Source organism: Rhodopseudomonas sp. BR0M22, from assembly GCF_010907035.1.
Classification (GTDB): domain Bacteria; phylum Pseudomonadota; class Alphaproteobacteria; order Rhizobiales; family Xanthobacteraceae; genus Rhodopseudomonas.
In genome coordinates this window covers 1-23,828 of record NZ_QUMK01000048.1, presented here as the reverse complement: position 1 = coordinate 23,828, position 23,828 = coordinate 1, and the positions used below count along the sequence as shown (strand labels likewise).

Below are 23,828 nucleotides of genomic sequence, written 5' to 3'. Positions count from 1 at the left end.
TGCCGGACGTCGTCGGTTCACTTCACCAGTTGGTCACGCATCCGCAGCAGTTCTTTGCGCCGCGCGGGCGTGGTTTCCGGATAGCTCATTTTGAGCGATTCCATGGTCTCGACGATCACCTGCGAGACGATCAGCCGCGCATTCTCCTTGTCGTCGGCCGGAACGGCGTACCACGGCGAGTCTTCGCTGGATGTCTCGCTGAGACATTTCTCATATGCATCCATATAGTCGTCCCAGTACTGACGCTCTTCGAGGTCGGCCGGGCTGAACTTCCAGTTTTTCTCCGGCTCGTCGATCCGTGCCAGGAACCGCTTACGCTGCTCGTCCTTCGACAGATGCAGGAAGAATTTGACGATCCGAGTACCGTTGGCGTGCAGATGCTGCTCCAGATCGCGGATCGAGCGGTAGCGTTTATGCCAGAACGATTTGCCGAAATTTTCGCCGTTCGGCACCGCCTCGCTCTGCAGGATGTCCGGGTGAACCCGGACGATCAGCACCTCTTCGTAGTAGGAGCGGTTGAAGATCCCGATCCGGCCGCGCTCCGGTAGGTCCCGGGTGGTCCGCCATAGGAAATCGTGCTGCAGCTCGGTGGCACTGGGGTGCTTGAAGCTGAACACCTGGCAGCCCTGCGGATTGACCCCGGACATCACATGCCGGATCACCCCGTCCTTGCCGGCAGCGTCCATTGCCTGGAAGATCAGCAGCACGGCGTGGCGGTTACTGGCGTAGAGCAGCTGCTGCAGATCGCTGAGCCGCTCGACCTGGCTGCGGAGCAGCTCGTGATAGTGTTCCTTGGATTCGTAGAACGGATCGACTTCGGTGGGCCGTTTGCCGAGGTCGACTTTTTCGCCCTCCTCGACCCGAAACTGCTTGGTCTTGATCTTCATATCCGTCCTTTCGGGGTCGTAACCGCAGGACCGGCCGGCCGCCGCCCGGCCGTCTCCCGCTCAGGGGAATTATAACCACCTCCGGGGCGGCGCCACCACCGCCCCTCCCGAACCCTTAACTCAGTCAGGCTTCGTTCATCATCGGCGCCCTAAAGTTGCAGCCGGTCGGGCATGGGCGCCGCAAGGTGCACAACCGACATAAAGCAACCTCATTTGTACTTCATCTGCGCCCGGCCGCCGGGCTACCCTGGCGGCGCGAAGCGCTTGTGTAGTCAACGGAAATCACTATGGTGCGGGCCGCCTCGGACGGCCTCGGTGGCCTTTTCGAGAGGCCCCGTCGGCTCCGACGGTCCCAGCGCGGGTAAGAGCGGTCGAGATGGAAACTTCTATTCCCGGTAAGGTTCTCGTCGCGCAGGCGCGCCGAAGCAATGCGGCGCGGATCGCGCTGTTCGTTCTGCCACTGCTGATGCTGGCGCCGGCGATCTGGAACGGCTACCCGCTGCTGCAGTACGACACTGGCGGTTACCTCGCCCGCTGGTACGAGGGCTATCTGGTCATCAACCGGTCGACCTCCTACGGCATCTACCTGCATCTCGGCGAGCAGACTCAGTTCTGGCTCAACCTCGCGTTCCAGGCGATCGTCTCGCTGTGGATCATCCAACTGACCTTGCGGGTGTTCGGTATCACCGGCCCGTTCCGGCTCGCCGCGATCGGCGTCGGCCTGATCGCCACCACGGCGCTGCCCTGGATCACCAGCATGCTGCTGACCGACATCTTCGCCGGTCTGTCGGTGCTGACGCTGTTCCTGCTGATCGCCTATCGCAACCAGACCACGACGCTGGAAAAGATCCTGCTGTTCGCCTTCACCGCCTTCGCAGCCTCGACCCACAGCGCCACCATGATCGTGCTCTCCGGCGTCTGCGCCGCCGGCTGGGTGCTGCTGCCCTGGCTGCGCGGCCGGATCACCGCCTCCGGCCTGACCCAGGCCAGCTCGGCGCTGGTGCTCGGGGCGCTGCTGGTGCTCGGCTGCAACTATGCGCTGTCCGGCAAGCTGACCTGGACGCCGGGCGGCTCCGGCGTCGCATTCGGCCGAATGCTGCAGGACGGCATCGTCAAGCGCTATCTCGACGACCATTGCCCGCAGCAACAGCTCAAGCTGTGCCCCTACAAGGACGAGCTGCCGCCGACCGGCGACGACTTCCTGTGGGGCGGCAACAACATGTTCGACAAGCTCGGCCGCTTCGACGGCATGAGCGACGAGATGGAGTTCATCTCGAAGCAGGCCTTGATCACTTATCCGTGGCTGCAGGCCAAGGCCGCCGCCAAGGCGACCTGGGACCAGCTCGTCCACGTCGCCACCGGCGAAGGCACCAACGGCTGGCTGCCGCACACCTACGGCATCATCGAGCGCTATCTGCCCGAGCAGAGCAAGGCGATGCGGGCGGCCAAGCAGCAGCATTGGGACATCAATTTCGACGCGGTGAATGTGGTCCACGTCCCGGTCGCGCTGGGGTCGATGGTGCTGATGCTGGCGATCCTCGGCTCGGCGGCATGGCGGCGCCGGCTCGACGACGTCACCCTGCTGGCCGGCACTGTGACGCTGGCGCTGCTCGGCAACGCCATGGTCTGCGGCATCATCTCCGGTCCGCACGATCGCTATGGATCGCGGATCGTATGGATCGCGACCTTCACGGCAATGATCGCCGCGGTCGCGTATCTCAGGAACGGCCGCCGCGGAACCGACGACGATACTGCGAACTGAGATCCTCCAGCACGACCGCTCCGTTCTGATTGAATCAGATCGGAGGTCCTGCATTCGGTCTTGAAGCGTCTTCTTCACGCGAACCGGTTTTCCACTTCGCTCGAATACGCTCTATCGCTGCAACTGTGGGCGGATGAATACGCCGACCACTTGCGGGCAACGGCGTTTGATCTCGGCTTCCAGCGAGGCGAAGCTGCGCTCGACGTCGACCGCGCGGCTGTCGTCCGGAAAATCCAATGTCAGCGCCACCACGATCTGCCAGGGCGCGAGGTGCACCGTGAACACCGGCTCGACGCTGACGATGCGCCCATGGCTGCGCGCAATCTGCAAGATCCGGTCCCGAAGTGCGGGATCGGCTGGCTCACCCATCAGGAGCCCCTTGCTCTCGCGCGCCAGGAATGCGCCGGTCAGCCCGAGCAATAGTCCGATCGCGATCGAGGCGACGCCGTCGAGCACCGGCATCTGAAGCCAGTCCGCGGCGGCGGTGCCGGCCAATGCGATCAGGATGCCGAGCAGCGCCGCGGTGTCCTCGAACAGCACCATGAACGACGTCGGGTCCTTGCTGCGGATCGCCGCCTCGACATATTCAGCGTCGGGCACGTATCCCAGCGCCGGGGCGACCTCACGAAATCCCTTCCAGGCGACGTACCAGGAGCCCAGCTCGAACACGAAAGCGAGCCCGAGCACGATATAGCTGACCCGCACGTCGCTGATCGGCTTCGGATCGAGCACATGCACCACGCCCTCGTAGAACGAGACGCCGGCGCCGATCGAGAAGATCAGCAGAGCCACGATGAAGCTCCAGAAATAAAGCTCGCGGCCGTAACCGAGCGGATGGGCGGCATCGGCCGGCTTGGCGGCACGATGCAATCCGTACAACAGCAATAGTTCGTTGCCTGTATCGACCAGCGAGTGCACGCCCTCGCTGAGCATCGCCGAACTGCCGGTCCAGACCGCCGCGGCCATCTTGGTAACGGCGATCGCGAGGTTGCCGACGAGCGCCGCATAGATCACTTTCTTCGACGACGCGTGCGACATGCGGTTTTTCGCTACGATCCGATCCAAATCCCGAGCACGATCGCACCGTCCTGCGAGCTTTGCCAGCCACGTCTCACGTCTTGGCAGCGGACAAAAGTGAGCCGCGCGACATCGTCGCGCGGCTCGTGGCCCGTTCTGTCAGATGGGAGCTTGCCGTTACGGGCAAGCATGCCGCCGGCCATCGTAGCCGAGGTAGGTGCCCGAAGACGGGTCATAGGACTTGAAACGCTGCGCGCAGTAGGCGTCGGCATCAGCCGCACGAGCCTGTGCCTGACTGTTTGCGATTGCGCCACCGATGATCGCGCCGGCCGCGAGGCCGCCGATCGCCGGCCCCCAGCCATAGCCACCGCCGTGGCGATAGTAGCCGCGGTGCCCCCAGCCACGGTGACCGTGCCAGCCGTGGTGCCCGTGATAACCGTGATGGCGCCATTGCACCTGCTGAACGGCCGACGGCGCCTGTTGAGGCGCCGCACCGGCCATCATCGGCGCGGCCGCAGACGGGGTCGACGCCAGCGCCAGCGAGCCCACCAGCAACGCAGCGGCGGGTAGCGCACGCGAAATCATCATCGATAGTCTCCTTGTTGTTTCGATCAATGCCGACCGCGACACACAGGCGCCGCTGGACGATCTGCTGCGACAACGGGAAATACCATCGAGCGTTCCGCAAAACAGGGTGCGACCAATATTCCGTCAACTGTCGTACAAACGCCGGTTGCTCATGGGTGCCGCACACAGTCGCTGCACAGACAACATCGTGGTCATCACGGTCATGACGGCGAACGAACCGAACCGACGTGCATCGGCACCCCGTGCGTAACGAGCGTGATGTCGTCACCGTTTTGAAGCTCCATTGTTCCAACCCGTGACCTCTGATCTGACTTCGGGCTCGCATCGTTGCTGATCCTGAAGAAATCCCGCAGCCTTCGGCCCTCGTGCTTACGTAGAACCGTGACGCCCGCAAACAGTCCGAGCCAGGATTCTCGTCGACCACGGCGCGAATGAGCGCTTCCCACGCCGTGCAGAAACGGCCTGACGCATCGAATCCAGTGGTGTAAACAGCCTGCGGACCGCGAGGGGAGATCGGCCACCGATGCAGCGCACCAAAGCGGCCCTGAAATATCTCGGCCTCGGAATCGCCGTGACCGTGATGTTCGGGCTGGCGATCGCGCCGTTCTCGAAGCGGCTGATCGAACAATGGTCACGCAACGACGTCGAGGCGCGCTCGCGGCTGGTCTACAACGCGGTGCAGTCCCAGATCGTCACCGCGATGGCCGAGCACGATGACGTGCAGCTCTCCCTATTGTTCAGCGCCATCGCACTCGATCAGCGTATTCTGGCGGTCGGCCTGTGCGCGCCGCAAGGGCGGCTGATTGCACCGACCAAAATGATGCCCTCGACGTTCTCCTGTGAGAAGGTCGCACGCTCGGACGCCGAAAGCTTCTCGACGATCGCGATCGACGGCCATCGCATCATGGTCGGCGCATTTCCGATCTCGCATGGCAACGAGAAGTCCTATCTGGTCATTCTCCACGATCTGAGCTTCATCGACAAACGCTCCGGCGAGGCGCGCGCCTTCATCATCGCGGCGCTGCTCGGCGTCGCCGTCGCCATGGCGGGCGGGGCGATCATCTTTGTGCTCGTGACGCTGCGCGGCTGGATGGAATCGCTGCGCCGCGCCGTCGAAGATGTCCGCACCGGCACCGGCTCGCTCGCTGCGGCTCGCGACCAGAGCGCGATCGATCTGCAGATCAAGAAGCTGCTCAGCGAGGTCGAGGTCGGCCGCAGCGCGATCAATGCGACGCAGATCGAATGGTCACCGACGACGCTGCAGCAGTTACTGCGCGACTCGCTGCCCGAAGCGGAAGTGCTGATTGTCTCCAACCGCGAGCCCTACATCCACAACCGCGACGGCGAAACCGTATCGGTGCAGGTGCCGGCGAGCGGTCTGGTGTCGGCGCTGGAGCCGGTGATACGCGCCTGCGGCGGCACCTGGATCGCGCACGGCAGCGGCAGTGCCGATCGGCAGACGGTCGACCGCCACGACCGGATCGAGGTTCCGCCGGATCGCCCCGCTTACAGCCTGCGCCGAATCTGGATCACCGACGAGGAGCAGGAAGGTTTCTATTACGGCTTCGCCAATGAGGGGCTCTGGCCGCTGTGCCATATCGCCTTCGTGCGTCCCACCTTCCGGGAGAACGACTGGCGCTTGTATCAGGCGATCAACGAGCGGTTCGCCAATGCCGTGGTGCAGGAGGCCAAGACCGACGATCCGATCGTGCTGGTGCAGGACTATCATTTCGCCCTGGCGCCGCGGATGATCCGCAACAAGCTGCCGAAAGCGACGATCATCACGTTCTGGCACATTCCGTGGCCGAACGCCGAGACCTTCAGCATCTGTCCGTGGAAGGAGCAGATCATCGACGGCATGCTCGGCTCGACCATTCTGGGCTTCCACACCCAATTCCACTGCAACAATTTCTTCGAGACGGTCGACCGTTTCATCGAGAGCCGGATCGATCGCGAGCACGCCACCGTCACGCTCGGCGGCCACGAGACCATGGTGCGCGCCTATCCGATTTCAATCGAATGGCCGCCGGCTGCGCTCGAAGGCCAGCCGCCGGTCGAGACTTGCCGCACCGAAGTCCGCGAAGCGCTCGGCCTTGCGCCCGAAACCCGGATCGCAGTCGGCATCGAACGGTTCGACTACACCAAGGGCATCCTGGATCGGATGCGCGCGGTCGACGATCTGCTCACCCGCGAGCCGTATTGGAAAGACAAGCTGGTTTTCGTCCAGGTCGCGGCGCCGACCCGCAGCAAGCTGTCGAGCTATTCGTCGCTGCAGGACGACGCTGTCGCGCTCGCCGACGAGATCAACACCCGCCACGGCTCGGCCGACTACACGCCGATCCGGCTGCTGATCCGGCATCACGGAGCGGCCGAAGTGTTCAAGCTGTTCCGGGCTGCTGATTGCTGCGTCGTCTCCAGCCTGCACGACGGCATGAATCTGGTGGCCAAGGAATTCGCCGCCGCACGCGACGACGAGCGCGGCGTGCTGGTGCTGTCGAGTTTCACCGGCGCCTCGCGCGAGCTTGCCGCGGCGCTGATCGTCAACCCGTATCATCTGCACGAGATGGCCACCGCGCTCGACACCGCGCTGCGGATGCCCGACCGCGAGCAGCAGGAGCGGATGCGGGCGATGCGCCAGCAGATCCGGGAATGGAACGTGTATCGCTGGGCGGCGCGGATGCTGATCGATGCCGCGGCTTCCCGACGTCGCCAGCGTATCCTGGATCTCGCAGGAGGAGCGCGCTAAGCCTTCGAAAGACCCGCCGCCCCTTCGGCGATCGTGTCGACGAAGGCGGCATGCCGAACGCGAATGTCGTTGAGGTCGCTCGGCGAACCGACGTCCCGCTCGGCGTCGCGCATCACCAGGTCGGCGTGCTTGCGCACCGCTTCCATCCGCGCCGGATCGCGCTCGCAGCTCACCACCCAGGTCATGACTTCGATCATCCGGATCAGAACGGACGGTTTGCCCGCAGCGTTCTGGCGGATCATGTGAAACATCGCGCCGACCAGTTCGTCGTATCGGACATGCGGCACGACTAAAACGATGCGGTCGTCCTTGACCCACACACCGGTCTGCAGCCGAAGCGGCTCCATCTCGCACAGTGCCGAGCCGAGCCGGTCGAGCACACTGATCGCGGTATGCGGATCATTGATACCGGGCGAGAGCGCACGCACGCTGACCTCGACGAGCTGGCGCACGGCGAACAACAGATCGGTCGAACTGTTTCGCTGCGGGCTCAGCGCAGTGGCGTTGCGGATCGCCTCGGCAGCGCCCTCGCGCGGCGGCTTGATCATCGCAATCGGCGCGCCTGGAAACACATAATCGCCCGGTCGCACCAGCATCCTGATGGCCGTATCGTTCTCACTGGCCCAATTCGCCAGTCCCTCCTCGTCGAGCTGATGCAAATAGCCGCGACGATCGTCCGGGATCGGCACTGCTCCGTTCCAGAACGCCGGCGCAGGCGCCGAGGGCTGGGTGTCGTCGGTCGCAAGCGTGCGCATCACGTCGCGGACGTCCTCACTGACGAGACCGATCACCGTGTCGACGTTGATCCGCCCCGACACATGGCCGACGAAATACACCAGCGTGGCGACGCAGACGAAGGCGAGCGCGATGCCGACGCTGACCGCCAGATGCGGAATAAAGGCGCCCTCGTCCGGCACGCGAACGCTGCGCAGCACCACCAGAACGTAGCAGAACGTGCCGAGGAAAATGCCGAGGGTAATTTGATTCCCGCGGTCACGGGTGAAGTTGCGCAGCAGCCGTGGTCCCATCTGCCCAGCGGCGAGCGACAACGCCGCGATGGTGATCGAGAACACCGTGCCGGCCACTCCGATGGTCGAGGACGCGACCGCCCCGAGCAGCGTGCGGGCACCGGTCGCACCACCATTGTAGAGCCAGCCGTTCGACCACTCGGGAACCAGCCCCTTGCTGTCGATGACCACCAATCCCCAAGCCCCGACCACGCCTGCAATCACCAACAGTGCCGGTACGACCCAGAACGAGCCGGCAATATCATCGATCAATTTGCGCAGACGTGCTGTCACTCCGGCCCCTCAGATCGAAGCCGGCCGAAAGCGACCGGCTCGGGAGCAAAAGCCGAGCCGAGTATAAAAGTTCCTGTTTTGGAACGGTACGTCAGCGTGCGTTGGCCGAGAGCAGCCGAGGTGCCCGCGGATGGTGACCACCTCGCCGCTCGGTCCGAGCGACGGCGGCCAATAATGCAAGCCCGGCCGCAGCCGCCCCCACGGCCACTCCGGCGCGTAGCAGGGTTGGGTTGAACGGGAACGCGGCCGACAAAGACTGTCGGTCGAACCGGCCGTGCGCGCCCGGATCGCCGCGACCGGCGACAAACAGATTGTCGGCCCGGTTGGGATCGTCCGGCTGGTTGCTGGTCTCGTTGGCAATTCCCGCCTTGGCGAGCATCCGGTCAACCACTGAAGGCATCACGATCTGACCAATGATCGCTTTGACCGCCGAGGCGCCAACCCAATATTCTCGCGGCGCGCGCTCGGCAGCGCGAACGACCGCTGCGGCGATGGCTTCGGGTTGGTAGATCGGCGCCACCGGTGCCGGCCTGCGGTTGAACTTGTTGCGAGCCCAATCGAATTGCGGCGTGTTGACCGCCGGCAGATGCACCATTGTGAGGGTGATCTCGCTGCTTTCGGCTTCCAGCTCGCTTCGCAGCGAATCAATGAAACCGCGCGTCGCCGCCTTGGCGGCGCAGTACGGAGCCTGATACGGGATCGAACGATAAGCCAGCGCAGATCCGATCGAGATGACGGCGCCGCGATTGCGCGGCCGCATGTGGCGCAGCGCAGCCAGCGTACCGTGGACCTGGCCGAGATAACTCACACGCGTGACCTGGAGGAATTCCTCCGGCGACACGTCGACACTCGCGCCGTAGACCGTGACCATCGCGTTGTTGACCCACAGATCGATCGGTCCGAGCTCGGCTTCGACCCGCGCCGCTGCCGTCATCATCGCCTCCGCATCGGCAACGTCGGCCTCGATCACCAACGCCTCTCCGCCGCGGCGCATGATCTCGCGGCAGGTACTTTCCAGTCCCTCGCGCCCGCGCGCGATCAGCCCGACCCGACAGCCCCGGCTGCCGAACTCCACCGCGATGGCACGGCCGACCCCGGCGCTGGCGCCGGTCACCACGACGGTTTCAATGAGGTCGCGATTGGTCATGATGATCCCTTTGCTGAACGGATTGAGACGTTCGGATCGTCAACGCAGCGACGAGGGGTCGAGTTGCCGGACAGAAGATGAATTCTCGGTCACACGGCTCCATGCACAAAACGAGGGACGGCGCAGAGCCGTCCCTCGCTGCAGACAGAAAGTGATGAGCTGATCGGTTCAGCTCTTGGCGATCGGCACCGCGACGAAACGTGCCGCCGAGTCCGCGGTCTTCACCCGCATCAGCACGGTCTTCTTGCCGTCCTTGCTGGCCGCGAGCAGCGCACTGCGGACATCGCCGGTGTTCGACACCGACTTGCCTCCGACCGCGAGGATCACGTCGCCGGTGCTGACACCCTTGTCGGCGGCCGGACCGTCGGGATCAACGCCGGTGACGACGACACCTTTCTGACCGGCACCGTCGACTTCGCTCGCAGGAGCGACGCGCAAGCCGAGATAGGGGCGGCCGGCATCGTGATCGCCGCTGTTGTCGGCGACCTTCTGATGATCGCCCGGCATTTCGGCGAGCGTCAGATCGATCGTCTTGGACTCACCATTGTGCAGTACGTCGAGCTTGACCGAGGAGCCCGGCGCCATCGTGCTGATGGTCCGCGCCAGCGCACGGGAATCCTTGACCTCCTGACCATTGACGGCCGCGATCACATCTCCGGCTTTGATCCCGGCCTTTGCGGCGGGGCTGCCTTCCTGCGGAGTGTCGACCAGCGCACCGCGCGCCTGCTTCATGCCGAGGCTGTCGGCGATTTCAGCAGTGACCGGCTGCACCTGGACGCCGAGCCAGCCGCGGGTGACGTAGCCCTTGTCCTTGAGCTGAGACACCACGAGTTTCGCCGTGGCGGCCGGAATGTCGAAGCCGATGCCGACTGAGCCGCCCGATGGCGAGTAGATCGCGGTGTTGACACCGATCACGTTGCCATTGGTGTCGAACGCGGGGCCACCGGAATTGCCCTTATTGATCGGCGCGTCGATCTGGACGTAGTCGTCGTAAGGGCCGGAGCCGATATCACGGCCACGCGCCGAGACGATGCCGGCCGTCACCGTACCGCCGAGACCGAACGGGTTGCCGACCGCCACCACCCAATCGCCGACCCGCGCCGGCGCATCGGCGAAGTTGACGTGCGGGAAATCGGTCTTGCCATCAACCTTGATCAACGCCAGATCGGTCTTGGGGTCGGTCCCGACGACCTTGGCGGTGTAGATGGTGCCGTCATCGGTGGTGACCTGCACCGATTTGGCATGATCGACAACGTGATTGTTGGTGACCGCGTAGCCGTCGGCGGTGATGAAGAAGCCAGAGCCCTCGCCGGTGATCGTCTGATGCCGCTTCTGCATGCCTTCAGGGCCGCGGAAGCCGAACTGACGCTCGAACTGCTGGAAGCCAGGCGGCATCTGCATCTGCTCGCCGTCGTCGCGCACCAGCGGCGTCACCTGTCGATCCTCGTCGATCTTGACCCGCACCGAAATCACCGCCGGTTTCACCTTGGCGACCAGATCACCGAAGCCGGCCGGCGCCGGGTTGCCGCTCTCGGCCGCATAGGCCGGAGAGGTCAGAGACGGCATCTCGCGGCTGAGAAATCCGGCACCGCCGAGTGCAACCACCATGCTCAATCCCGCAGCGGAGGCCATCAGCGAAAGCCGCCGTGGCCTCAACACTTTCCGGATACGAGCTTGGTCTTGAACAGATACGTGGTCGGTGTGATCGCCTTCCATGACATGGTCTCCATTTGCTCTGTCGTGAGCGTCAAACGATGAGACCAAGTATAGGAAGGCGACCTTACGGGGAGCTGTGCCGGATATTAATGTTCGGCAAGATGCTATCACGCGACCGCGAGCGGCAGATCCGCTCGCTGCAGTAAATTGGAATGGGGGCAGGAGGGAACAGACGGCGCATGCATTGGTACGCGCCGTCTTGCGTGTATCAGCGCCGCTTCATCGACACCGAAATCTGCCGGACGTCGCTGCCTTGCGGCACGATCGTCACCGATTGCGACGCGCCGCGGGTCGAGACCGACAACGACGCATTGAATCCCGGCCCCGCCACTTGGGCCGAAATGCCGCCGCCCCGCACCGTGCCAGAGACGTTTCCGGTCACGTTGCGTGTGGATTCGCTCCAGGTGCCAGACAGGCGACCACCGGATTCTTCGACGTTGCTCGAGATGTCGAACTTGTGGCTGTCGCTGGCGCAGGTCAGCTTCTGCTGCATCAGCCGTCCGCCGCCGCCGACCGCATAGGATGCCTGACACCGAATCCGCTCGGCAGAACCATCGGACATTTGCACCTGCCCAGACCCAGCCCAGTAGCCGGCCAGCCCCTCGAACGCCCCCGCGGCGAAACTCGGGGTGGGAGCGATCAACAGAGCACCGGCAAAGCCGGCAGCGAAGATGGGAGCAGCAAGGCGAGCGATCATGACGGGTCTCCGAAAAGGGCGAACGACAGCACGCGGCGCAAAGCCCTGCCGCTCGGGTCTGGCATAACGATCACCGCGGCAATCGGTTTCATCAGCCTGCGGGATGCCGCTCTACCCCACCAGCAGCGCAATCAACGTGCCGACCACCACGCCGGCACACACGCCGGACAGCACGAACACCGAACCCCACAACAGAAAATAGCCGATCACCGCGCCGAGCGTCTTGTCGAGATGATCGCCGTACATCCAGAACGAGGCGGCGAATCCGATCAGAGCAAGCGCGGCGATCGCAACCCTGAGACACAGCGCCCGCCGCGATGCGCGCGCGACGAACCAGGCTCCCCACCCGGTAACGGCAACGAGCAGCACCCATGCAAGGATCAAACGAACGGCCATCATTGTCTTCCAAGGTAGAGAATACGACCTAAGAGGTGCAGTCGACGAACGGATGACGGATCGCCGTCGCAGCAAATTTCCACTACAACATTGGTGCCTGGGTGTCCTCGCCCGGCCAGATACCTTTACGAAATTACCCGCTGCCGATGTGATGGTGAATGGCTCCCCCTTCTGACCCCGGCCAGACTGAGCCGTCACCCCCGCTGTTCCTGGGCCGCGGGCTGACCAAACGATTCGGCAGCTTCACCGCCAACGACGCGATCGATCTCGACCTCGCCGGCGGCGAGATCCACGCGCTGCTCGGCGAGAACGGCGCCGGCAAATCGACGCTGGTGAAGCTGATCACCGGGCTGTTGCAACCCGACGACGGGCAGATGATGTGGCGGGGCGCACCCGTCGCATTCGCGGGCCCCGCCGAAGCCCGGATGCGCGGCATCGCCGCGGTGTCGCAGCACTTCGCCCTGTTCGACAATCTCACGGTCGCGGAGAACGTCGCTCTCGGACTCGATGCCCGCGCATCGGTTCGCAAGCTCTCCGATGAGCTCGAGCGAGTCGCACAGCGCTACGGCCTGCCGCTCGATCCCAAGCGCGAGGTGTGGCGGCTGTCGGTCGGCGAGCGGCAACGGATCGAGATCGTCCGCGCGCTGCTGCAGGATCCGCAGCTTCTGATCCTCGACGAGCCGACCGCGGTGCTGACGCCGGCCGAAGCCGACCGGCTGTTCGAGGTGCTGGAGCAGCTCCGGGCCGATGGAAGGGCGCTGCTCTACATCTCGCACAAGCTGGAGGAGGTGAGGCGCCTCGCCGGCACCGCCACCATCCTGCGCGGAGGCCGCGTTGTCGGACGCTGCGATCCGCGCCTGGAAAGCACCGCCACGTTGGCGCGCATGATGGTCGGCAGCGACGTGATCGCACCAAAGCAATCGATTCACACGATCGGGGAGCCGAGACTCAGCGTCACAGCACTGACGCTACCGCCGGACGATCCGCACGGCGTGACGCTGCGCGACATCACACTCCAGGTGCGGAGCGGCGAAATCGTCGGCATCGCCGGCGTTGCCGGCAACGGGCAGGACGAGCTGTTCGCGGCGCTGTCCGGCGAGACAGTGATCGACCGCGAGGAGGCAATCGCCATCGGCGGAACGGCTGCTGGCGGGCTGACGATCAATCAGCGGCGGGAGCTCGGCGCCGCGTTCGTGCCGGAGCAGCGCCTCGGCCACGCCACGGTGCCGACGATGAGCCTGTCGGACAACGCACTGCTCACCGGCCACGGCACCGGCAGTCTGGTGCGCTTCGGCCTGGTCGACCGCGGCGCCACGCTGGCGTTGGTCGATCGGGTGACCGAAACCTTCGACGTTCGCAAAGCCAAGCGTGACCCGGAGGCGGCGCGTTTGTCCGGCGGCAATCTGCAGAAATTCATCGTCGGCCGCGAAATCCTGCGGGAGCCCGGGCTGCTGATCGTCGACCAGCCGAGCTGGGGACTCGATGCCGGCGCCGCCGGCGCGATCCGCCAGGCCCTGCTCGACCTTTCAGCGACGGGCGCGGCGGTGCTGGTGATCAGTCAGGATCTCGACGAACTGATCGAGATCGCAGACCGGATCGCCGTGATGTTTCACGGCCGGCTGTCGCCGCCGCGTCCCGTCAGCGAGATCGGCCGCGATCAGCTCGGGCTACTGATGGGCGGCAGCGGCTGGCAGACCACGGAGGCGCGCGATGGCGCTGGTGCTTGAGAGGCGCAGCGAGCGATCGGTAGCGATCGCGCTGGCCTCGCCGCTGTTGGCGATCGCGCTGACGCTGGTGACGATGACAGTGGTGTTCGCAGCGCTCGGCCAGAATCCGGCGACCGCACTGGCGGTGTATTTCATTACGCCATTGACCGACGGTTATTCGCTACAGGAAATTGCCGTGAAGGCTTCGCCGCTGGTGATGATCGCGGTGGGGCTGGCGCTGTGCTACCGAGCCAACGCCTGGAACATCGGCGCCGAGGGCCAGTTGCTGATCGGCGCGATCGCCGGCAGCGGCCTCGCGGTGATGACGCATGGCGCCGATCCCGGACCATGGCTGCTGCCGGCCATGCTGCTGGCGGGTGCGCTGGCCGGCGCCGCCTACGCGCTGATTCCGGCGCTGTGCAAAGTGAAGTTCGGCGCCTCCGAAATCCTGGTCAGCCTGATGCTGGTCTACGTCGCAGGCCTGCTGCTCGACTATCTGGTGCGCGGGCCCTGGCGCGATCCGGCCGGCTTCAACTTTCCGACCACAGCCGAATTCGATTCCGCCGCGACACTGCCGCTGCTGATCGCCGGCAGCCGCGTCCATGCCGGCCTGATCCTGACTCTGGTTGCGGTCGCCGCAGCGGCGATCCTGCTCGGGCGGACGCTGAAGGGTTTCGAGATCCGGGTGGTCGGTACCGCCCCCCGCGCAGCACGGTTCGCCGGCTTCAATGCCGATCGTCTGGTGTTGACGACCTTCGCAATCTCCGGCGCGCTGGCCGGCCTCGCCGGCCTCATCGAGGTCGCCGGACCGATCGGACACCTGCAGCCGGACATCTCGCCGGGCTACGGCTTCACCGCGATCATCGTGGCGTTCCTCGGCCGGCTCAATCCGCTCGGCATCCTTGCCAGCGGGCTGTTCGTGGCGATGACTTTCATCGGCGGCGAGCAGGCGCAGATTGCGCTGAAACTGCCGCAGGACATGACCGGTGTGATCCAGGGCATCCTGCTGTTCTACGTGCTCGCCTGCGACTCGCTGATTCTGTACCGGATCCGCTGGCGCAGTCTGCAACGAAAGGCCTTGCATGGGCCTCTTTGAAGCCATCCTGCTGTCGATCATCACCGCCTCGACGCCGCTGCTGCTGGCGGCGAGCGGCGAGCTGATCGCCGAGCGCGCCGGGGTGCTCAATCTGGGTGTCGAAGGCATGATGCTGATCGGCGCGGTTTGCGGCTTCGCCGGCGCCTGGGCGACCGGCTCGACCGCGATCGGCGCACTGTGCGGGATCGTGGCCGGCGTCGCGCTGGCGGCGCTGTTCGCGCTCGCCGCGATCGGACTCGCCATCAATCAGGTCGCGGCCGGCCTTGCGCTGACGATCCTCGGCACCGGTCTGGCCGGCCTGATCGGGGCGCCGCTGGTCGGCGAGAACATCGCCGCCGCGCCGCATCTGTGGCTGCCAGGGCTCACCGACCTGCCGCTGATCGGCAAGCTGCTGTTCGGGCAGGATGCGTTCGTCTACCTGGCGATCGGACTGATGGTCGGAATCGCCTACGTGCTCGCCCGCACCCGAACCGGTCTGATCCTGCGCGCGGTCGGTGACGATCCGGCCTCGGCGCATGCGCTCGGTTACAACGTGGCAGCGGTCCGGACGCTGGCGGTGCTGTTTGGCGGCGGCTGTGCCGGCCTCGCCGGCGCCTATCTGACGCTGGCCTACACGCCGTTCTACGCGCCGGGGATGACCGCAGGCCGCGGCTGGATCGCGCTGGCGCTGGTGGTGTTCGCCTCGTGGCGGCCGGGCCGACTGGTCGCCGGCGCGGCACTGTTCGGCGCAGTCTCGATCCTGCAATTGCACGCCCAGGCGTTCGGCCTTGGCGTGCCGTCGCAATTGATGTCGGCTTTGCCCTATCTTGCCACGGTGGTGGTGTTGGTGCTGATCTCGCGCATCCGCCGCGGTGGGTCGGTGGCGCCGGCGGCGCTCGGAACCACCTTCGTGCCGGAGCGCTGAACCAGATCCAAGTCGGGAGTCGCGCGGCGGGGGGCGCGGGCCCCGCGACCAGGACGATCCCTGAACGACGAAGCGGAGAATCGGATGAACAAGGCGATCATGGCGGCGGCGCTGATACTGACGGCGAGCTGCGCGGCACTGTCGGCGGCCAACGCCCAGGACAAGCCGGAGACCAAGCCGGACAAGCTGAAGATCGGCTTCGTCTATGTCGGACCGGTCGGCGACTTCGGCTGGTCGTATCAGCACGATCAAGCGCGCCAGGCGATCGTCAAGGAATTCGGCGACAAGGTCGAGACGACCTTCCTCGAGAAGGTCAGCGAAGGACCGGACGCCGAGCGCTCGATCGAACAGCTCGCCCGCGCCGGCAACAAGCTGATCTTCGCCACCTCGTTCGGCTACATGGATTCGGTGATCAAGGTCGCCAAGAAGTATCCGACCGTGAAGTTCGAACACGCCACCGGCTACAAGCGCGAACCCAACGTCTCGACCTATGCGGGCCGGTTCTACGAAGGCCGCACCATCGAGGGCACCATCGCGGCGAAGATCTCCAAGAAGGGCGTGATCGGCTATATCGGCTCGTTCCCCGTGCCCGAAGTGATCTCCGGCATCAACGCCACCATGCTGGCGGCGCAGAAGATCAACCCGAACATCAAGATCAAGATCGTCTGGGTGAACTCCTGGTTCAATCCCGGCAAGGAAGCCGACGCCGCAAAGGCGCTGATCGACCAGGGCGCCGATGTGATCATGCAGCACACCGACAGCGCCGCGGCGATGCAGATCGCCAACGAGCGCGGCATCCACGCCTTCGGCCAGGATTCCGACATGATCAAGTTCGGCCCGAAGGCGCAGCTCACCGCCATCGTCAACAATTGGACGCCGTACTACGTCTCACGCGTCAAGGCAGTGATGGACGGCAATTGGGCGTCGCAGGATGTCTGGGAAGGCCTGAAGGACAAGATGATCGAGATGGCGCCCTACACCAACATGCCGGACGACGTGAAGCAGCTCGCCGCCGATACCGAAGCCGGCATCAGCGCCGGCACCATCAAGCCGTTCGCCTGCCCGATCCTCGATCAGGAGGGTAAAGAGGTCGAATGCAAAGGCGGCGATCACCTCGACGACGGCCAGATCCGCGGCATGAACTTCTACGTCAAAGGCATCGACGACAAGATCCCGGGGAAGTGAGTCAGATACTCAACGCCGGCGAGGAGAGCGGCGCCTCTCCCCGATACTGACGGCATACGCGGGCTTGCCCCCCGCGTATCCATCCCGCGCGAAAGCGCCTGACTCGCTTCAACACGATGGGCTGCCGGGTCAAGCCCGGCAATGACGGCGCAGGAGGGTCGACACGCCCCCTATCGAGTCGGTCGGCTTACTCAATGCAGCCGCGGCGCCTTGAGAAATTTGGCGCGGTCGGAGGAATGCAGCACAACGTCGAAGGTGGCGCCGCCGCTGAACAACGTCAGCGGCACCTCGACCCCGGCATCGCCGAGCGACCAGACCTTGCGATAAAATTCGGCTTCGTTCCTCACCTTATCGCCAGCGACCGCAAGAACGACATCGCCGGTCTTCAGTTCGGCGCGCGCCGCCGGACCTTTCGGGGCAATTCCGACGACCACGACCTTGTCCTCGATCTCGGTCGAATACAGCCCGAGCCACGGCCGCGCCGGCCTGTTGGGCCGACCGAACTTGCGGAGATCGTCGAGCACCGGCGGCAGCAGATCGATCGGCACACTCATATTGTAATGATCGTTCGAGCCGCTGCGCTCGATCTGCAGCGAGCCGACGCCGATCAGTTCGCCGGTCGCCGACAACAGCGCGGTGCCGCCCCAATTCGGATGCGACGGCTCCGTGAAAATCGCATCGTCGAGCAGGTATTCCCAATAGCCGGCGAATTCCTGCCGCGTCGCGATGCGGCCGGCGACCGAGCGGGTGCGACCGCCGACGCCGCCGATAATCACGCGCTCGCCCGCTTTAGCGAAGGCAGAGCGGCCGAGCGTGAGCGGCGGCAGGTCGATCGGACCGAGTGCCTGCACCAGACCGAAACCGCTCTCCTGATCGAAGCCGAGTGCATGGCCTTCGACGACGCGGCCATCGCCGAGATGCAGCCACACCGTTTCGGCTTCGGTGATCAGATAGCCGATCGTCAGCACCAGGCCATCGTCGATCAGCACGCCGTTGCCGGCGCGCTCGGTGCCGAGCGTGCCGGCCGTGTAAGCATCGGCCGGAATGATGGCATGCAGCCCGACCACAGCGGACAGCGCGCGATCGAGATCAAAGCCGAAGTCGGCCGAACGCGGCCGGATTGCGGCCGGGACATTCCATTCGGGGAGCGAAGGCATCCGGCGTCTCCTGTTGCGCAACACCGCGTGCAACCGGAAATATCGGGGCCTCAGGCACGATTTGCAAGCCGGCGGCACCTCGCCGCAGGCTGCGCGGTGGAGAACGCCGACCGGTAGGGCTCATCCCTCCTTGTGGACGCCCGCCCCTTCGACGATCCTGCGCCAGCTTTCGGTCTCCGCCGCCAACATTGCGCCGAATTGCTTGGCGTCGCCGTGCAGCGGGATGGCGCCGAGATCGGCGATCCGCTGCTTGATCGTCGGCTCGTCCAGCGCGGCGTTGATCTCGCGATTGAGCAGATCCACGACCGGCTGCGGCGTACCGTGCGGCGCGCCGACACCATAGAACGAACTGGTCTCGTAGCCGGGAAGCGTATCGGCAATCGGCGGGACCTGCGGCAGCACAGCCGAGCGCTCGCGGCTGGTGACGCCGAGGGCGCGGATCTTGCCGGCCTGCGCCAGCGCGAACGACGAGGTGACGTTGTCGAACATCGCCTGGATCTGACCGCTCATCAGATCGGTCAGCCCCGGGGCGGAGCCGCGATACGGCACATGCACCATCTCGATTCCGGCCATCGACTTGAACAGCTCTCCCGACAGATGCAGCGAAGTGCCGACGCCGGACGAGCCGACGCTGATCTTGCCCGGATGTGCCTTGGCATAGGCGATGAACTCGGCGACGTTGGTCGCCGGAATGTCGTTGTTGATCACCAGCACCAGCGGGATCCGGGCGACGCCCGCGACCGGCGTGATGCTCTTGGCGAAATCGAACGGCAGCGTGCGATCGAACGAAGCGTTGATCGCATTCGCCGTGCTGGTGAGCAGCAGCGTGTAACCATCGGGCGGCGAGTTGATCACGGCCTGGGTGCCGATGGTGCTGCCGGCGCCGGGCTTGTTCTCGACGACGAAGCTCTGGCCGAGCTTTTCCGACAGATACTGACAGATCAGCCGCGACAGCACGTCAGTCGCACCGCCGGCCGCGTAGGGCACGATCCATTTGACCGGACGCGCCGGATACGCCGCCGCTTCCGCAACGGCCGGCGTCACGAACCGCGCGCCGGCTGTGCAGATCACCGCCCCGGCGGCCGAACCAAACAACGCCCTTCTGCTGATCGTCATCGCAAACTCCATCGCCCGTGCTGTTGCGATCTTCGATAGCGCACAGCGGCATGTTCGCGCATGCGTGACACGCGATCGTGGTAAAGGCCCGCGAACGGCGATCACATCACGTCGCGATGTCCGATAAGTTGTCGTTAATTGCGACGCTTCATACTCGCGGTCGAGCACCGACCGCGCCCGATGCGTGCCGCCGGCACCGCGGGCCGCGCCGCCTGCAAAGGTTAACGAAACCTTGCCGGGCCGAGCGCGACCCAAGGCTGAACCTGATGACCGATTTCGCCTTTGCGCCGCGCGTCGCCTCCCGATCCGCCAATGCCCCGCGCCTGAAGGCGCTGCAGCTCGGCCTTTTGTGGCTGGTCGGCGCCAGCGGCGCGATCGTCTTCATCGAGCCGAGCCCCTATGAAATCGCCATCGTGCTGGCGCTGACGGTGTTCGCCGTTACCGGCGGATTGCGGATGGCTCCGGCGCTGATCGTGCCGATCGGCCTGCTGCTCGGAATCGAGCTCGGCTACAGCATCGGTGCGGTCGAACTGATGAGCGATCCGATCGTCCTGAACTGGATCCTGACATCCTGGTACATGGCGGTGACCGCCGTGTTCTTTGCCATGGTGTGCCTGGAAGACACGCGGGAACGCGCCGAGGCAATCGCCCATGGCTACCTGGTGGGCGGAATCATCGCATCGCTCGCCGGCATCGCCGGTTACTTCAATCTGCTGCCGGGCGGCCAGGATCTGCTGACCTTCGCCGGCCGTGCCCGCGGCACCTTCAAGGATCCGAACGTGCTCGGCGCGTTCCTGATCTTTCCGGCGATCTACAGCCTACAGCGGGCGATCGAAGGCTCGTTCTGGACGATGATGCGCAACGGCGTCGCGTTCGGCATCATCTCGCTGGCGATCTTTCTGGCCTTTTCGCGCGCCGCCTGGGGCATGCTGGCGGGCGCCTCGCTGCTCACCGTGGCGTTGATGTTCATCACCGCACCGACCCAGCATCGCCGGCTGCGGATCGTCCTTCTCGCCGCCCTCGCGCTCGGTGTGCTCGGGGCGACGATCGCTGTGCTGTTGTCGTTCGACCAGATCGACGCGCTGTTCAAGCAGCGCGCCAGCCTGTCACAGCCCTACGACAGTGGCCGGTTTGGACGGTTCGGCCGGCACCTGCTCGGCGCCGCGATGGCGCTGGATTATCCGACCGGGATCGGACCGCTGCAATTCCGCCGGTTCTTCCCGGAAGACACCCACAATTCGTTTCTCAACGCCTTCATGTCCGGCGGATGGATCAGCGGCACGCTGTATCCGGCCCTGGTGTTCGTCACCGCAGCTTACGGACTGCGTAACGTATTCTTGCGCACGCCATGGCAGCGGATCACGATCGTGGTGGTCACCGCCATGGTGGTGACGCTGCTGGAGAGCTTCATCATCGACACCGACCACTGGCGGCACTATTTCATGCTGCTCGGCCTGACCTGGAGCCTGGCGATCGCCAGCACACGGCTGCGTAATCGCGGGCCGGACGCCCCAACCCCGAGCTGACCGCCGGACCGCCCGGCAAGATCGAATGGACGCCGCATGGACAAACGCCATATCCTCGTCACCGGCGGCGCCGGCTATATCGGCAGCCACATGACCTTGGCGCTGCTCGAAGCCGGCGAACGCCCGCTGGTGATCGACAACCTCTCCACCGGCTCGCGCGCCGTGGTGCCTGCCGGCGTGCCGCTGTTCGAGGGCAATGTCGGCGACGCCGAGTTCGTCGGCCGGATCATGGACGCGCATCCGATCGAGGCGATCATCCACTTCGCGGCCAGCGTCGTGGTGCCGGAATCGATCGCCAAGCCGCTCGCCTATTACGGCAACAATACTGCCAATACGCGCACGCTGCTCGAATGCGCCATCCAACGCGGCGTGCCGCATCTGGTGTTCTCGTCGACCGCGGCGGTGTATGGAGAGGCCGAACGCACCCCGGCCGACGAGGACGACCCGACCAGGCCGATCAACCCTTACGGCCGCTCGAAACTGATGGTCGAATGGATGTTGGCCGACATCGCCCAGGCCCATCCGTTCAGCTACGCGGCGCTGCGCTACTTCAATGTCGCCGGTGCCGATCCGCATGGCCGCACCGGACAATCGACGCCGAACGCGACCCATCTGATTAAGGTGGCGGTACAAGCGGCACTCGGCAAACGACCGGGGCTCGACGTTTACGGCACCGACTATCCGACTCCCGACGGCTCCTGCATCCGCGACTACGTCCATGTGTCCGACCTGGCGCAGGCGCATCTCGACGCGCTTCAGTATCTGCGCGCCGGGCAGCCGAGCATCACCTGCAACATCGGCTACGAGAACGGTTACTCGGTGCTCGACGTGATCGAGGTGGTGAAGCGGGTATCAGGTGTCGACTTCGAAACCCGGACGCGAGATCGCCGCGCCGGCGATCCTGCGGCGCTGATCGCTGCCAATCAGCGGGCCCGCAACCAGTTGAATTGGACGCCACGCTACGACAATCTCGAAACTATCGTTCGCGACGCGCTGGCATGGGAGCGCCGGCTGGGCTGACTGAGCACCTTCCGCGGCACAGTCCCGGCCCCGCACACCGCACCAAATCGGCACAACGGTGTGGTTTTGCAGTACACATGTCGAGTTGCAGGACATTTCCAGGACACAAGCCGCGGTCTTTCTGCGCCCGCAGTGATGCCACTTTAACCACTTTACCTTGTTGCGCGGAGACGGTTCGCGGAAGGTTGCTTCGACCGATCGAATAATCGATTGTTCTGCCGCAAAGTCGATCGACCCATGGGGGTCGCGAGGAACTCTGATGTCGAGCGCGCAAGATGGCAGCGACAAGCCGGCTGCGACGGCGACCGGCGCCGATCGGCGCAAGTCGGATCGCAGGAAGGCTGCGTTCTCGGTTCCGTTCGACCAGAACCTGCCGCATGGCGAACGCCGGGTCTCCGGCGACCGTCGGCGCAAACGGTTCGCTCAATGGCCTCGGGTGTTGCTCGGTGGCCTGCCGATCGTCGTCGCCGACCAGACCGAGACCGCGCGAGTGATGGTCGACGAAGCGCTGCAGCGGCGCGGATTGTGGCGTTACCCGGCCTATATGACCTCCGCGAACGGCGAAGTGACGTATCGCTGCGCGGTCGATCCAGCCGAGCGCGAGTTGGTGATGCAGGCTGACGCGATTCACGCCGATGGCATGCCGCTGGTGTTCGTGTCGCGTTTCCGCTGCGGACAGTCGCTGCCCGAACGCGTGGCCACCACGGATCTGTTCCATGATGTCGCACGCGAAGCCAGCAAGCGCGGCGCCACCATGTACATGCTGGGCGCCAGCGAAGATTCCAACCGCCTCGCGGTCGAGCGCATGCAGCGCCGCTATCCCGGGCTGCGCCTGGTCGGACGTCGGCACGGCTATTTTGCCGATGAGGCCGAGGAAATCGCGGTATGCGGCGAGATCGCGGCTCTGGCGCCGGACATCATGTGGGTGTCGATGGGGGTTCCGCGCGAACAGGCGTTCGTCGTCCGCAACCGCCACCGCCTGACCACGGTGGGCGTGATCAAGACCTCCGGCGGGCTTTTCGACTTCCTGTCGGGCTCTAAGCCGCGCGCCCCGCAATGGATGCAGAACCTCGGCATGGAATGGCTGTGGCGGATGGCACTGGAGCCGCGGCGGCTCGGCGTGCGCTATCTGAAGACCAATCCCTACGCGATGTATCTGCTGCTGACACGGTCGCGCTGAGACCTCCCTTTCCGATCAGCGCGGATGCATCAGTGCATCGATCACCCCGGCATCGAGACGGCCGGTACGTGAATCGGTCAGACCGAAGCCCTGGTCGAGCTCCCAATAGGTCCACCCCCAACAACTGGCTTCGGCCGAATCGACCACCGATTCCAGCCAGCGCAGCCGGCTGTCGCGCGGCGCCGACTGTTTGAACACGCCGAACTCGTTGATGATCAACGGCCGCGCATAGCGCTCCTGCCACGCCACCGCCGGAACAAGCTGACGCGCCACATAGTTCGGCGATCCGGCTTGCCCGATCCCCCTGTCGAGCTCCTGCAGCGCCTCGGCATCGCCATTCGCGGTCAGCTCTGCGCGCAACCGCCGCACGGCCGGATCATCGGCCCCGATCGGGAACGGAAGATCGTGAATCCCACTGAGTGGATTGGCCGGATCCCAATGGCCTTGATGCGTGAACACCATCGGATCGTAGAAGTGCAACGCATAGACCACGTTGCGGTCGGCGAGCGGCCGGAACTGCGGCAGCGAGTCGGCGCGTTGCCAATAGGTCGGCCCGACGATCAGCGTGGTCTGCGGCAATTGTCCGCGCACGAATGCGGCGAGTTGTTCGGCCTCACGCTGCCAACGGTCAGGCGGGATATCCGGCTCGTTCAGCAGTTCGGCCAACCCTCCCTCGCCCGG

At 64.9% G+C, this 23,828-nt stretch carries 20 protein-coding genes; 9 read left to right on the top strand and 11 right to left on the bottom strand.

All coding sequences use genetic code 11. From position 1 onward, the window contains the following. Positions 1-17: 17 nt before the first annotated feature. Positions 18-887 carry an ADP-polyphosphate phosphotransferase gene (locus DY468_RS16055; RefSeq protein ID WP_164605804.1) on the bottom strand — a complete coding sequence of 290 codons (870 nt, stop codon included), beginning with the start codon at positions 885-887 and terminating at the stop codon, positions 18-20. Positions 888-1,263: 376 nt separating this feature from the next. Here DY468_RS16055 and DY468_RS16050 point away from each other — a divergent pair, with 376 nt between their 5' ends. Next, positions 1,264-2,649, top strand: a complete 1,386-nt coding sequence (locus DY468_RS16050; protein WP_164605803.1) for a hypothetical protein — start codon at positions 1,264-1,266, stop codon at positions 2,647-2,649. Positions 2,650-2,760: 111 nt separating this feature from the next. Here the strand turns inward: DY468_RS16050 and DY468_RS16045 are convergent, their stop codons facing one another. Next, positions 2,761-3,687, bottom strand: coding sequence for a cation diffusion facilitator family transporter (locus tag DY468_RS16045; protein ID WP_164605802.1), 927 nt, complete (start codon positions 3,685-3,687; stop codon positions 2,761-2,763). Between the two features lie 156 nt (positions 3,688-3,843). Further along, positions 3,844-4,254 carry a BA14K family protein gene (locus DY468_RS16040; protein WP_164605801.1) on the bottom strand — a complete coding sequence of 137 codons (411 nt, stop codon included), beginning with the start codon at positions 4,252-4,254 and terminating at the stop codon, positions 3,844-3,846. Positions 4,255-4,777: 523 nt separating this feature from the next. Here DY468_RS16040 and DY468_RS16035 point away from each other — a divergent pair. Further along, a complete protein-coding gene (locus DY468_RS16035; protein ID WP_164605800.1) occupies positions 4,778-7,000 on the top strand; it encodes an alpha,alpha-trehalose-phosphate synthase (UDP-forming) in 2,223 nt (740 codons plus the stop codon). On the opposite strand, the gene DY468_RS16030 is transcribed toward DY468_RS16035, so the two are convergent. The 5 genes from DY468_RS16030 to DY468_RS16010 form a co-directional block, all read right to left on the bottom strand. Continuing rightward, positions 6,997-8,301, bottom strand: a complete 1,305-nt coding sequence (locus tag DY468_RS16030) for a DUF2254 domain-containing protein (RefSeq protein WP_164605799.1) — start codon at positions 8,299-8,301, stop codon at positions 6,997-6,999. The genes DY468_RS16035 and DY468_RS16030 overlap by 4 nt on opposite strands. A 91-nt stretch (positions 8,302-8,392) precedes the next feature. Beyond that, complete coding sequence (locus tag DY468_RS16025; protein WP_164605798.1) at positions 8,393-9,448, bottom strand: SDR family oxidoreductase; 1,056 nt, start codon at positions 9,446-9,448, stop codon at positions 8,393-8,395. Positions 9,449-9,616: 168 nt separating this feature from the next. Beyond that, the gene (locus DY468_RS16020; protein ID WP_164605797.1) at positions 9,617-11,164 is read right to left on the bottom strand and encodes a Do family serine endopeptidase; all 1,548 of its coding nucleotides are present in this window, start codon (positions 11,162-11,164) and stop codon (positions 9,617-9,619) included. A gap of 208 nt (positions 11,165-11,372) precedes the next feature. Next, positions 11,373-11,861 carry a hypothetical protein gene (locus DY468_RS16015; protein ID WP_164605796.1) on the bottom strand — a complete coding sequence of 163 codons (489 nt, stop codon included), beginning with the start codon at positions 11,859-11,861 and terminating at the stop codon, positions 11,373-11,375. A 111-nt stretch (positions 11,862-11,972) separates the two neighbouring features. Further along, positions 11,973-12,257 carry a hypothetical protein gene (locus DY468_RS16010; RefSeq protein ID WP_164605795.1) on the bottom strand — a complete coding sequence of 95 codons (285 nt, stop codon included), beginning with the start codon at positions 12,255-12,257 and terminating at the stop codon, positions 11,973-11,975. A gap of 158 nt (positions 12,258-12,415) precedes the next feature. On the opposite strand from DY468_RS16010, the gene DY468_RS16005 reads away from it, so the two are divergent. The 4 genes from DY468_RS16005 (at position 12,416) to DY468_RS15990 (ending at position 17,148) form a co-directional block, all read left to right on the top strand. Further along, on the top strand, positions 12,416-13,984 hold the full coding sequence (locus tag DY468_RS16005; RefSeq protein WP_164605794.1) for an ABC transporter ATP-binding protein: 1,569 nt from the start codon (positions 12,416-12,418) through the stop codon (positions 13,982-13,984). After that, complete coding sequence (locus tag DY468_RS16000) at positions 13,968-15,059, top strand: ABC transporter permease (RefSeq protein WP_164605793.1); 1,092 nt, start codon at positions 13,968-13,970, stop codon at positions 15,057-15,059. Before DY468_RS16005 ends, DY468_RS16000 begins: the two co-directional genes overlap by 17 nt. After that, positions 15,046-15,963: an ABC transporter permease gene (locus DY468_RS15995; protein WP_164605792.1), complete on the top strand. Its 918-nt coding sequence runs from the start codon at positions 15,046-15,048 to the stop codon at positions 15,961-15,963. The genes DY468_RS16000 and DY468_RS15995 overlap by 14 nt, the downstream gene beginning before the upstream one ends. 84 nt (positions 15,964-16,047) lie before the next feature. Next, a complete protein-coding gene (locus DY468_RS15990; protein WP_164605791.1) occupies positions 16,048-17,148 on the top strand; it encodes a BMP family ABC transporter substrate-binding protein in 1,101 nt (366 codons plus the stop codon). 191 nt (positions 17,149-17,339) lie between these two features. Here the strand turns inward: DY468_RS15990 and DY468_RS15985 are convergent, their stop codons facing one another. Next, a complete protein-coding gene (locus DY468_RS15985) occupies positions 17,340-18,305 on the bottom strand; it encodes a S1C family serine protease (RefSeq protein WP_164605790.1) in 966 nt (321 codons plus the stop codon). 120 nt (positions 18,306-18,425) lie between these two features. Continuing rightward, the gene (locus tag DY468_RS15980; RefSeq protein ID WP_246701001.1) at positions 18,426-19,421 is read right to left on the bottom strand and encodes a Bug family tripartite tricarboxylate transporter substrate binding protein; all 996 of its coding nucleotides are present in this window, start codon (positions 19,419-19,421) and stop codon (positions 18,426-18,428) included. Between the two features lie 266 nt (positions 19,422-19,687). On the opposite strand from DY468_RS15980, the gene DY468_RS15975 reads away from it, so the two are divergent. The 3 genes from DY468_RS15975 (at position 19,688) to DY468_RS15965 (ending at position 23,147) form a co-directional block, all read left to right on the top strand. Then, entirely contained in the window at positions 19,688-20,947 is a 1,260-nt protein-coding gene (locus DY468_RS15975) for an O-antigen ligase family protein (RefSeq protein WP_164605788.1), read from the top strand. Between the two features lie 36 nt (positions 20,948-20,983). Next, positions 20,984-21,967, top strand: coding sequence for a UDP-glucose 4-epimerase GalE (gene galE, locus DY468_RS15970; RefSeq protein WP_164605787.1), 984 nt, complete (start codon positions 20,984-20,986; stop codon positions 21,965-21,967). A gap of 259 nt (positions 21,968-22,226) precedes the next feature. Continuing rightward, positions 22,227-23,147, top strand: coding sequence for a WecB/TagA/CpsF family glycosyltransferase (locus DY468_RS15965; protein ID WP_164605786.1), 921 nt, complete (start codon positions 22,227-22,229; stop codon positions 23,145-23,147). Positions 23,148-23,162: 15 nt separating this feature from the next. Here the strand turns inward: DY468_RS15965 and DY468_RS15960 are convergent. Further along, on the bottom strand, positions 23,163-23,828 hold a 666-nt coding region (locus DY468_RS15960), incomplete at its 5' end, for a glycoside hydrolase family 5 protein (protein WP_164605785.1).

Bases quoted from the DNA above. Each gene is read 5' to 3' on its own strand.
- DY468_RS16015 (WP_164605796.1), bottom strand. From the start codon at position 11,861: ATGATCGCTCGCCTTGCTGCTCCCATCTTCGCTGCCGGCTTTGCCGGT.
- DY468_RS16040 (WP_164605801.1), bottom strand. From the start codon at position 4,254: ATGATGATTTCGCGTGCGCTACCCGCCGCTGCGTTGCTGGTGGGCTCG.
- DY468_RS15980 (WP_246701001.1), bottom strand. From the start codon at position 19,421: ATGACGATCAGCAGAAGGGCGTTGTTTGGTTCGGCCGCCGGGGCGGTG.
- DY468_RS16020 (WP_164605797.1), bottom strand. From the start codon at position 11,164: ATGGAAGGCGATCACACCGACCACGTATCTGTTCAAGACCAAGCTCGT.
- DY468_RS15995 (WP_164605792.1), top strand. From the start codon at position 15,046: ATGGGCCTCTTTGAAGCCATCCTGCTGTCGATCATCACCGCCTCGACG.
- DY468_RS16005 (WP_164605794.1), top strand. From the start codon at position 12,416: ATGGCTCCCCCTTCTGACCCCGGCCAGACTGAGCCGTCACCCCCGCTG.
- DY468_RS16000 (WP_164605793.1), top strand. From the start codon at position 13,968: ATGGCGCTGGTGCTTGAGAGGCGCAGCGAGCGATCGGTAGCGATCGCG.
- DY468_RS15990 (WP_164605791.1), top strand. From the start codon at position 16,048: ATGAACAAGGCGATCATGGCGGCGGCGCTGATACTGACGGCGAGCTGC.
- DY468_RS16045 (WP_164605802.1), bottom strand. From the start codon at position 3,687: ATGTCGCACGCGTCGTCGAAGAAAGTGATCTATGCGGCGCTCGTCGGC.
- DY468_RS15965 (WP_164605786.1), top strand. From the start codon at position 22,227: ATGTCGAGCGCGCAAGATGGCAGCGACAAGCCGGCTGCGACGGCGACC.
- DY468_RS15985 (WP_164605790.1), bottom strand. From the start codon at position 18,305: ATGCCTTCGCTCCCCGAATGGAATGTCCCGGCCGCAATCCGGCCGCGT.
- DY468_RS16010 (WP_164605795.1), bottom strand. From the start codon at position 12,257: ATGGCCGTTCGTTTGATCCTTGCATGGGTGCTGCTCGTTGCCGTTACC.
- DY468_RS16050 (WP_164605803.1), top strand. From the start codon at position 1,264: ATGGAAACTTCTATTCCCGGTAAGGTTCTCGTCGCGCAGGCGCGCCGA.
- DY468_RS15975 (WP_164605788.1), top strand. From the start codon at position 19,688: ATGACCGATTTCGCCTTTGCGCCGCGCGTCGCCTCCCGATCCGCCAAT.
- DY468_RS16025 (WP_164605798.1), bottom strand. From the start codon at position 9,448: ATGACCAATCGCGACCTCATTGAAACCGTCGTGGTGACCGGCGCCAGC.
- DY468_RS16035 (WP_164605800.1), top strand. From the start codon at position 4,778: ATGCAGCGCACCAAAGCGGCCCTGAAATATCTCGGCCTCGGAATCGCC.
- galE (WP_164605787.1), top strand. From the start codon at position 20,984: ATGGACAAACGCCATATCCTCGTCACCGGCGGCGCCGGCTATATCGGC.
- DY468_RS16055 (WP_164605804.1), bottom strand. From the start codon at position 887: ATGAAGATCAAGACCAAGCAGTTTCGGGTCGAGGAGGGCGAAAAAGTC.